This is a genomic window from Thauera sp. AutoDN2, assembly GCF_051280715.1.
Classification (GTDB): Bacteria; Pseudomonadota; Gammaproteobacteria; order Burkholderiales; family Rhodocyclaceae; genus Thauera.
The window spans coordinates 1-9591 of record NZ_JBNCAR010000053.1 but is presented as its reverse complement, the minus strand read 5'-3'; the positions used below and the strand labels follow the sequence as shown (position 1 = coordinate 9591).

Genomic DNA, 9591 nt, shown 5'->3' with positions numbered 1-9591 from the left:
TCGGGGGCCCCCCCCCCCCCCCCCCCCGCGTGGCACTGACCCTGGTTCCGGACGCGATGATCCTCTTTCTCGACTTCGACGGCGTGCTTCATCCGGACTGGCCGTGTCCAGACGACGTGGCGTTTCGGGAAACGCCTCGTCTGCTGAGCGTGCTCGACGACCATCCCGGCGTCGAGCTGGTGGTCTCGAGCTCGTGGCGCCTGCTACGTGACTCCGCCGAATGGGACGCGGTGCCGGCGCCCTTACGAGCGAGGATCGTCGGGCACACGCCTCAGCTTCAACGTCGCACCTATAGCGCGTACCCGGTGGGGTACACGCCCGAGCCGATCCGGTACATGGAGATCCTGCACTACCTGAAAGGCCGGAAGCTCGATGGGTGCCCCTGGGTGGCGCTCGATGACGACGCGCGGTTGTTTCCCGCGGACTGCCAGAACCTGATCTTGTGCAGGCAGGGATTCGGGGACGAGGAGGAAGCAACACTGCGGCGCGTGCTTGAAGACGGTGGTCGGATGACAGTGGGGGTGGCTGGCAGCGGGCGCTGATCGCCTTCCCGCACCCCGACCAGTCGGCCGGGGGGCTGCCTGCAAGAGAACATCCCGCGGGGCGCACCCGCACTCACCCGTGACTGCGCCTGATACCGGCCTACGTCAGCCATTAGGACGAATCTCTCGACGGCGATCAACCGCCGGGGTAACGTGGCCTCTGCATTCTCGGGATCCGAGTAATGAAAAGACGCCACCGAACCCTGCCGCCGTCGGCGCCCGTCGGGCTCGAAGCGGAAGAGCGCGCCCGGATCGAGGCCGCCCGAACCTATCTCAAGCGCACTCACGAGGCGTTTGCGCAGGCGCTGCGCTCTGCCACGTCGCTTGAGGCGAGCGGGCGCGGCGTGCTCGCCGGGCCGCTGGTCAAGCGCCGCTCGCGCGCCGGGCGCGAAGGCGGCGGCACGGCTTGAGGAAATTGCACGGACTTCCTGCGCGGTGCTCACCTGGCCCGACGGTCCTTGTCCGGGTTCCGGGTGCGCCGCATCGGCGAACTCCCTGAGGCCTCTACTACCGCTCGCCTGCATGCGATTTTGATATGCTGCTCGCTCAGATCATGAAGAACGGAGCAACGGTTGAAGAGCGCACTCTTCGTTGATTTCGACAACGTCTATTCCGGGCTGCGCAGGCTCGACCCGGCAATGGCCGACCAGTTCGCGCAGAAGCCGCAGCGCTGGATGCAATGGCTGGTGGAGTCCCTCGGGCTTCCCGAGCACGCCCCGAGCGACGCACGACGTCGAGTTCTGGTGCGGCGCTGCTATCTCAATCCGCAGGTCTATCAGCGGTTCCGTCCGTCGTTCAACCTCGCCGGCTTCGAGATCATCGACTGCCCCTCGCTCACGAGCGAGGGCAAGACGAGCACCGACATCCACATGGTGCTCGACATCATTGATCTGCTGCAGCACGAAGCGCATTACGACGAGTTCATCGTCTTCTCGGCGGACGCGGACTTCACGCCCGTCCTGCGCAAGTTGCGCCGCTGGGACCGGCGCACGACGGTCCTCGCAATCGGATTTCCGTCCGCGGCCTATCGGGCATCCGCTGACCTGCTGATCGACCAGGACGCCTTCGTCCGCGATGCACTGGGCTTCCAGGACGAGGAAAGCGGGGCCGCGGAGCCGGCACCGGAGTCGGCGCCAACGCCCGCGACGACGGACGTCGTGCGCACGGCCCGCGAATTCATTCGCCGCAAGGTGGGAGAGTCCTCCGGCCCGCTTTCCCTCTCTCATCTTGCCTCAGCCGTTCTCCGGGAAGTCGAGGGCATCGACGCGACAACGTGGGCGGGCTTCGGAAGCTTTCGAAAACTGGTGGACGAATCCAACTTCTCACCGCTGGTCGTAAGCTGGGAGGGCGGCGGTGTCATTTTCGACCCGGCTCGTCACGCGAAACCGGCGCCAGCCACCCGGCAGGTGAAGGTCGAGGACGAAATGGCTGCCGTGACCCGGCTCATCCGGGACGAGGTGAATGCATCGGCGCAGCCCGTCGCATGCGCGCGCATTGCACAGTTGATCACCGCCAAGCACGGCTCCTTCGCCGAGGACTGGAACGGTCTGGGCACGTTCCGCAAGATGGTGGAAGGGCTTGATCTGGCCCCGCTGAGAGTCGATTGGGCGGGAGCCGGCGGGCGCATCTACGACCCGGCTCGTCATCGCCTTACGGCGCTCAATGTCACAAAACCCAACGGAAACGCCGCGCCGGACTGGGGAGTGGATGGCGACCTCCTGCCAATCGCCTCGCAGATCCATGATGTCACCAACGCGCCCCTATGGCCTCCGTCCGACTATCAGAACCTGTTTCGCCTGCTCGCAGCCGACCTGGCGGACCATCCGTTCGATATCGCCGAGACCGGCAAGCGCCTTCGCGACCGAATTCGGGCGCAGGGGCGACCGGTCAATCGCCAGAACGTGAACTGGATCCTGCAGGGGTTGCTCTTCCGGGGTCACGTCTTCGGAAGGGGGGAGGATGACGCGATGACGTTGGCGCGAAAGGCAGCCAACAACATCAAGTCGCTGTGCTTACGTGAGCAGATGGTGATCGACTCGGTGGTGGAGGCGGCAATCATGCGGTGGGTTGTCGGCGCGTGTAGCTGAACTGCCGGTGTTGTTCGCTGTGCTAGCCTTCACAGAGGTAGGGGGCGAGAAGGAGGCCGAGATGGCAATCGAGTCGCTGCTGGCGCTGGGTCTCGCGACTGCGTTCCTGGTGGGACTGGCGTGGTATGCCACAACCCATCGCGCGTAAGACAAGAAATACAAGGACCACCGTCGGGACTAGCGTGAGCCAGGGTCGGCGACCGCAGTCTCCCGAACTTGTGATGCCCACATGGTCCGATTCCTAGGCGCTCAGATGCAGGAACGGACATCGTCGCCAGCGCGCTGCGGGCGATGACGAGCCGGGTGGTGAAAACGAGCTTCATTGTTGGAGAGCGCGATGAGAATCCTTGATGTAGTCGCCACGCTGTGCGCGTTTCCAGAGCAGCGAGTGGGGAGGGGTCAGGTTGGAACGGTGGTCGAGGAGTTGGATCGCGACCATGTTCTCGTCGAGTTCGCCGACTTGAACGGCTTCGCTTACGCGATTACGCCCATTCCCGTGGACCAACTGATGGAACTGAAGCACTCGCCAGCCTAGCCCGCCGACCTGCTAGCCGAAGCCGGCCGCCCCACGTTGGTCATCCTCGACGAAACGCGCTGGCGCACAGCGGTCCGGAGCGCCTCGCGAAGATGAAGCGCGTTCTAGTCGACGCCGCCACCCGCCTCCAGATCCCGCTCTTCACCTGCTACGCTGCCAACTTGCGCGCCCTGGGCGTAGCGGCGCGCCCGCTCGAGAAGTTGGGGGCCGGGAAGTGACACCGACGGGTGCCGTGTCTGCCACCGCATATCGGCCGGAGCAGATAGGGAGTTTACGACTCCATGAATGGCTGCGTTCGGCCATCACCTGCCGCTCAGGAATCGGCAAGACCTGTCACTGGAGCGGATTCTCCACTCCGGAAGCTGCCGGACTGCGTACGGAAGCGACTCGGCCTGAGCTGCCGGTGGCCTGATAGGTGAAGTCGGGCAGCAATCTGCTGGTCACCTGCCGTTCGAGCGTCAGGCGAGGGCGAACGGCGGCTTCTCCGTCCGGCGAACTGGAACTACCGACCCTGAAGAGACGTTCACCACCTCCGGAGTTCCAGCGGCAGGTTTCTGAGTGAAGCAGTCGCACGGATGGGTTGCTGGCTGCGTACTCTTCGGCCTGAGCAGTCGTTTGATGCTTGGCGACCGGACAACCTCCACCGACCCAAAGCTGCCGCTGAAGTTTGAGGAAAGCTGTCATTTAACGTCAGAGTTGACCGTTAAGTGATGGTAGTCGTCGCGGCATGCACGCCTGCCCGCGTTTGCGGAGTGTCCGGCAGCGCAAGCCCTCGAACTTCACACAGAAAGTATGCGTGCTTTAGTCAGGACAGTGCGATCGCATCCGAGGTGTCGATTCCGGTTGCGAAGCCCGGGGGGCGTCGGCCCACGATAGACGTTGGGCTTGGCTCCGGGATCGCCCGATCAGCAGGTCTGAAGCGGACCTCGCCCTTGAGAGTGGCGCGTAGCCGCTCGAGACCGAGCTGCACGTACTCTTCGTTTATTTCCGCGCCAATGAAATGCCGCTTCTCATGGAGCGCAGCAACCCCGGCAGAGGCCACGCCGCAGAAGGGGTCGAGTACAACATCTCTCTCCTTAGTCAGCGCTCGCACCAAACGCTGCACCAGTCCTACGGGGAACTGACACGGATGCTCAGTCTTCTCCAGATGGTTGGCATTCACGTTGGGGATTTCCCACACGTCGCTAGGATTCTTGCCAGCTGGATTGCCGCTTGGCTGACCCTTTTTGGGACCGTCCGTGTGGCGCTTACCCGGATACTTTTGGGGCACACGCACCGCATCGAGATCGAAGGTGTAGTCGTCACCCTTGGTGTACCAAAGAACCGTTTCATAGCGACCGCTGAAGCGCGTCTGACAATGCAAGCCGTGGCCGAAGGTCCATGCAATTCGGTTGCGAAGCTTCATGCCGTCGATCTTGCTCATGATCTCATGGACGAGGAAGTCCAGCGGCGTGGACACTCCGTCCAACACGTGAAAGCCCACCTGCCAACAGAGACTTCCGCCTGGCTTCAGCACGCGACAGACTTCCGGAAGGATCGCTTTGTGGTTGGCGACGAAATCGTCCAAATTGTCGCGCCGGTTCTCATAGGCCTTGCCCATACAGTACGGAGGCGATGAGACGACTAGGTTCACAGACGAGTCAGCCAAGCTCTTCAGCAGCGTCTCGCATGCGCCTTCAAATACCGCCGCAGACGCATGGGCATGCGGTCTAGCGAGCCACTCTCTGACGCCCCTGAACGACTTGTATGTAGCGACCTCGCCCATCTCTTGAAATCTCACAGATATCTCCTAATTCCGGAGATCATAGATCTGCCTCATATCCCGTGCAACCGTTTCAGGCTGAGCGTCGCACTGTCCCAGCGGGCGTCCCCCTGATCGACTGGCATATGAGGCTGCAGATCGCCCCACGACAGCTCGTGCAGCCGCTCGGCACTTAGGTCCCAGAAGTGAACGACGTAGGCCTCTGGATGCCTGCAGGCAGTATCCCATTCGTTGCGTGTGATGATGAGTCGCAAAGGCCGTTCGCGGCAGGACTTGACTTCGACCAATTTCGGCAACGGATGCCCCTCGACCAGGCGGCTGGAGAGGATGTCGTATCCAGCCGAGTTGTCGTCCAGGGCAACCCACTCCACTATCGGCGCACCCGGCATGTCGGCACAGAGCGCGAGCTCATATTCGAAGGACAACCGCTCGGCGTGCCGACCCGACTCGACAAGCGGCAGGTTGGCTTGGGCGCGCGCCAGGTTGGCCAAGCGGTCCAGAAAGGCCACGACCTCCACGGCCGGCTGGTCGTCAAACGCCCCCGCACGCCGGAAACACTCGCCGGCGTCGGCCGTCAGCGCGTCCCGCAATGCCCGCCGCCCGCGCGGCAGCACAGACAGCCAGGCTGGCCGCAGCGTCGCCTCGCTCTCTATCATCGCCTGATACGCCGCATAGACCGAGTCCTTCGCAGGACCGACCGCCTCAAGGATGGCCTGGACTGGTGCGTAGTCCAGGCCTGCGGTGGCATAACTGGCCTTCAAGCGCGCCACCGCCGTAACCAACGATTCCAGAGGAACGGCGGCCAGCTGCCGGCTCACTGCGCGCCAGCCTTCCACCGCTGAGGGCCGCAAGCGGCTGGCGCCGGCCAGGCTACTCGACGATCGCATCGAGCTCTGGCGGCACGCGTCTTTCGATCTCCTCAAGCAGGTCCTGGACGTCTCGGATGTCGATCGAGTCCTCCAGGTCGCTGCCCGAGGTTTCCTCGTCCAAGGCGAGCTCGTGCAAATCCACGTCGCCGAGCATCTGCTCCATCTGCCGAATCTTCACGCCCAGACGCCTGGCCACCGACAAGTCGATCGAGCCGACATCCGCGGGCAGGCGGTTCTGCAGGATGTACACGCGCGTGATCACTCCCTCGGGCAATCCCAGCCGATGGATGCGGTCAATCGATTGCAGGTAATGCGTGGCGTTGTAGCTGCGGTCGAGGTACACGGCGTCATGGCAGACCATGTGCAGGCTCATGCCCTCGGATGCGGCAGCTGGATTAGCCACCATCACCATGCAGTGCGGGTCTGTCTTGAATCTCCGGATCTGCCCTTGCCTCGTCGAATCGTCGTCCTCGTCGCCGATGCCGGTGCTGCCGTCGATGACCGCGGGCTCGAGCTCGGGCATCAACGTGCGCAGCTGCTCGACTGTCGAGCGGAAGCTGGTCCAGACAAGTGTCTTGCGTCCCTCCGCGGCGAGCTGACGTGCCAGTTCGACAGCCTTGAGCACCCGCGCGGACGGGCCTTCCGCGATCACGGCCTGCAGCAGTTCGCTGCGTCCCGCATCGGCCGCCGCCTCGAAGTCCTGGGCGAGCAGCAGCGGATTGACCGTGGCTTGCAACAGCCGCATGATCGATCGGCGCGCACGGATCAGGTTGAAGCCTCGGCGACCCTGACGCAGCAGGCTCGCCTGGGCGTGCACGTCGCTCTTGAGCACGGCATAGAAAGCGATGTGGGCATCGGTGAGCGTCACGGGCACCTCGATGCGCTCGCGCTCGCCCAGGTTGAGCTGTTGCTTGGTGGTCCGGACGTAGAGGTTGCCGAGGACCGAGCGCGGCGCTTCGCCGGCGGACACTCGGGCACCGAGCCCCGCACCGGGCCACAGGAAGTCGAGTTGGGACTGCATGTCCGCGGGTCGCTGGGGCATCGGTGTGCCGGTAAGGATGTCGCGCCGCACGGCGAGGTAGCCGAGTCTCAACAGTACGGCGCCGCGCCGGGAGGCAGCGCCCGCCTTCATACGATGCGCTTCGTCGAGAACGAGATGCACCCGATGGCGCGACAGCAGTTCCTCGATCTGCGACTCCACCCGCACCAGCTGGTCGTAGGAGATCAGCATCCGGGGTGGGTTGGTGCGCAGAAGGTCGGCAATGCGCGCCTCGCCGCCGACAAGCTGGACGAAGGGCCGCCGCACGTGCCCGGGCGCATGCTCGGTCAAGCACTCGTCGATGACTTCTTCCCAGGCCATGAAAGCATTGCGCGGTGCAACGACCAGCAGACGGTCCACCAAGGCAGGCGCCAGCAGGTGCAGCGCGAACGTCACCGTCGTCTTGCCGGCGCCGGGCACCGAGAAGTTTGCGCCATTCTCCAACGCCAGCAAGCTGCGCAAGTCGCGCGATTGGTAGTCCTTCAGATCATGGGTCTGGCCGTCCCAACCCAGTTCCTGCAAGCGAGCGCGGACCTGCTCTTCTGTGACATCCAGGCGCACGGTGTTGGCCGCTTGACGGACGGTCCGGTATTCGCGCATGAACTGCTGGACACGTTCACGCGATGAGTCGTCCGTCTCGAACGTGAAGCCGAGCTGCCGCTGCAAGCCGGCGGCGGCGCGCAGCACGTGCAGGGCATGCCGCCAGGCGATCTCGATGCTCTGGTCGTTGATACGGCCTGCTGGATCCGCGTCCTGCGCAAAGGCACGCAATCGCACCCAGGTGCTGTAGCTGATGCCCGTGCCGCGCTCGAATACGCCTTGCAAGCCACGCTCTTGGTAGCGCAAAACGATGGTGGCCATGGCGTCACTTCCCCGCCTGGCGAGCGTCGATCTCCTTCATCAGTGCTTCGCACTGCGTCACACAGCCGGCCAGGACGGTGCGCAGCTCCGTGAAGGTCGACTGGTTGGCGTAGCGCAAGTTGATCGCCCCGAGCTTCTTCTGCGCGGCCTTGGCGAAGTTGAGCGCCGCTAGATCCTTGCGCTTCCCCTGTTCTCCAGCGGTGACAGAAGCCTCTTCCACCTGCTTCGCTGCGTTCTCGCGCACATCGTCGTCGTCAGCCAGGTCGTCGATGTAGCGCACTAGCGCCGCGTAGTTCTTCTGGGCACCCACCGGCGTCTCGTCGCCGAAGTCAATCTCGAGGTTGCCGACCGGTTGATCGGGCGGTTGGCTCAGATCCACCCCCCACACCCCCGCGATGTGGTCCAGGAAGAGCTCGGGGTTGCCCTCGATGTTGTTGATCAGCTCGTAGGCCCGAAGCTCGATTTTGTCGCGCTTCTCCACCAGCAGGAAGTCGAATCGCCGGGTCACCTCACGCAACGCCGGGTTGTCCGTCTTAGCAAGGTTGCGAGTTGCGATCTGCTTGAACGCTTGTTCCGTCTCTTCCAGGGAGTTGTAGTCGCGCGGCCTTTCCAAGTGATCAGTCAGGTACAGGTCGGCACCATCGATCATCTTGACCAGCTTGAGGATTTCCTCCTTGTCGCGGTTCATCATGCCGGCGATCCGCTCATCGGAATAGTGGCGCGCCTTCAACTCCCGAGCGGCCAGGGCGACAGCGGTCCAGTCATAGGGCAGCTTGGTGTCGGGCTGCATCTGCAGCTCGATCTCAAGGGAGACGATCTCTTCATCGGTGGCAGACTCCGGCAGCACGGCGCAGGAGACGTTCTCGAAGCCGGCGAACGCCTGGACATCACCGGCGAGCAGCTCGCGCATCGCAGCCAGGCGGCGGTTGCCATTGACCACCACACCGTCAGCGGAAATGATCAGCTCATCGGTCTGCTCCTTCACCCGGATCAGCTCGTCGTATATCGCCTTGATCGATTCGCCGCTACCCGTCTGGGCTAGCTTGAACAAAATCTCATGCTGTGCCGCTTGCGCGCTGACGTCCTCCCGCCGCGACGGATCGAAGAGGTTCTCGTCGACCTTGCCGGAGGCGACCTGGCTCATCTGATCGCCAATGGTGCGGAAATTTTCCAGCCGATAAAGTAGATGGTGGATAGTCATCTGGATAATGGCCAGCGGTTCGCGGCCACCCCGAAACTTCATCTCCCGCTTGGTGCGATTTTCCTTGCGCGCCTCGGTTGCGCGTTGCTCGATCTGTTGCTTGCGAGTGGTGCTGTCGATCAGATTGAACTTGTACTTGCTCTCGGCCATCGGCGACGCTCCCTAAAGTTGGTGGACACCTCCGCCAAGCAAAGCGCAAGTGCGGTGGCGGACATGGCGGCGAGCGGCATTTCGAGTGATAACCCGACGACATGGAGCAGCTCATCGCGACACGGGCGTAGACTACCTGAACAACCGGTTACGCGGCGCAGCCCGCGTAGGGCGCAATAACCTAAGGGCATTACGCCACACGGTCGTTACCACAGAACTTCGGGTCGAAATCCATGTAATGCTCTTCGGCTTTTTCGCTGCACCACCAGCGACTGTTCATATCCGAATGCGGTACTCCGAGGGCAATATCTCAACCGGCTGCTTAGGTCGATGAGTTCGCGTAGGCTGTCCGGCCGGTTTCAAACGGGAGCCGCCGCTTGAACGGCAGCCGTGGCGGATGGGCGACCGGCAGGTCATGGCCGTTATGAACAGCTATCCATAACGGACATTATGCCCAGCTCCCAGTTATGAACAGTTTCGGTGCGGGCCGCGTCATCGCGCGAGCGCAGCGTTGGTGCGCGATGCCTGCGGCCTGCACATAACTA

The 9591-nt window shown here is 63.3% G+C and carries 10 protein-coding genes; 6 read left to right on the top strand and 4 right to left on the bottom strand.

Annotated features, from left to right (window positions below; genetic code table 11):
- The 6 genes from ACPT9U_RS16750 to ACPT9U_RS16725 all read left to right on the top strand — a co-directional run.
- A partial coding sequence (locus ACPT9U_RS16750; protein ID WP_435751781.1) for an HAD domain-containing protein occupies window positions 1–542 on the top strand: 542 nt, incomplete at its 5' end.
- 182 nt (window positions 543–724) lie between these two features.
- The gene (locus ACPT9U_RS16745) at window positions 725–952 is read left to right on the top strand and encodes a hypothetical protein (protein ID WP_435751780.1); all 228 of its coding nucleotides are present in this window, start codon (window positions 725–727) and stop codon (window positions 950–952) included.
- Window positions 953–1114: 162 nt separating this feature from the next.
- Window positions 1115–2629 (top strand): NYN domain-containing protein, encoded by a 1515-nt coding sequence (locus ACPT9U_RS16740; RefSeq protein ID WP_435751779.1) that lies wholly within the window; start codon window positions 1115–1117, stop codon window positions 2627–2629.
- 19 nt (window positions 2630–2648) lie between these two features.
- Window positions 2649–2777, top strand: a complete 129-nt coding sequence (locus ACPT9U_RS16735) for a hypothetical protein (RefSeq protein WP_435751778.1) — start codon at window positions 2649–2651, stop codon at window positions 2775–2777.
- Between the two features lie 189 nt (window positions 2778–2966).
- Window positions 2967–3164: a DUF4926 domain-containing protein gene (locus tag ACPT9U_RS16730; protein WP_435751777.1), complete on the top strand. Its 198-nt coding sequence runs from the start codon at window positions 2967–2969 to the stop codon at window positions 3162–3164.
- A gap of 92 nt (window positions 3165–3256) precedes the next feature.
- Window positions 3257–3382, top strand: a complete 126-nt coding sequence (locus tag ACPT9U_RS16725) for a hypothetical protein (RefSeq protein ID WP_435751776.1) — start codon at window positions 3257–3259, stop codon at window positions 3380–3382.
- Window positions 3383–3969: 587 nt separating this feature from the next.
- Here the strand turns inward: ACPT9U_RS16725 and ACPT9U_RS16720 are convergent.
- From ACPT9U_RS16720 to ACPT9U_RS16705, 4 genes are read right to left on the bottom strand one after another with little or no spacing between them, the layout of a single operon-like run.
- Window positions 3970–4929 (bottom strand): DNA-methyltransferase, encoded by a 960-nt coding sequence (locus ACPT9U_RS16720; RefSeq protein WP_435751782.1) that lies wholly within the window; start codon window positions 4927–4929, stop codon window positions 3970–3972.
- Between the two features lie 50 nt (window positions 4930–4979).
- Entirely contained in the window at window positions 4980–5744 is a 765-nt protein-coding gene (locus tag ACPT9U_RS16715) for a DUF3883 domain-containing protein (RefSeq protein WP_435751775.1), read from the bottom strand.
- Between the two features lie 52 nt (window positions 5745–5796).
- A complete protein-coding gene (locus tag ACPT9U_RS16710; protein WP_435751774.1) occupies window positions 5797–7695 on the bottom strand; it encodes an SNF2-related protein in 1899 nt (632 codons plus the stop codon).
- A gap of 4 nt (window positions 7696–7699) precedes the next feature.
- A complete protein-coding gene (locus ACPT9U_RS16705) occupies window positions 7700–9046 on the bottom strand; it encodes a hypothetical protein (RefSeq protein WP_435751773.1) in 1347 nt (448 codons plus the stop codon).
- Between the last annotated feature and the right edge of the window lie 545 nt (window positions 9047–9591).

Excerpts from the sequence above, each read along its gene's own strand:
- ACPT9U_RS16745 (WP_435751780.1), top strand. The coding sequence starts at position 725 with ATGAAAAGACGCCACCGAACCCTGCCGCCGTCGGCGCCCGTCGGGCTC.
- ACPT9U_RS16730 (WP_435751777.1), top strand. The coding sequence starts at position 2,967 with ATGAGAATCCTTGATGTAGTCGCCACGCTGTGCGCGTTTCCAGAGCAG.
- ACPT9U_RS16725 (WP_435751776.1), top strand. The coding sequence starts at position 3,257 with ATGAAGCGCGTTCTAGTCGACGCCGCCACCCGCCTCCAGATCCCGCTC.
- ACPT9U_RS16720 (WP_435751782.1), bottom strand. The coding sequence starts at position 4,929 with ATGGGCGAGGTCGCTACATACAAGTCGTTCAGGGGCGTCAGAGAGTGG.
- ACPT9U_RS16710 (WP_435751774.1), bottom strand. The coding sequence starts at position 7,695 with ATGGCCACCATCGTTTTGCGCTACCAAGAGCGTGGCTTGCAAGGCGTA.
- ACPT9U_RS16705 (WP_435751773.1), bottom strand. The coding sequence starts at position 9,046 with ATGGCCGAGAGCAAGTACAAGTTCAATCTGATCGACAGCACCACTCGC.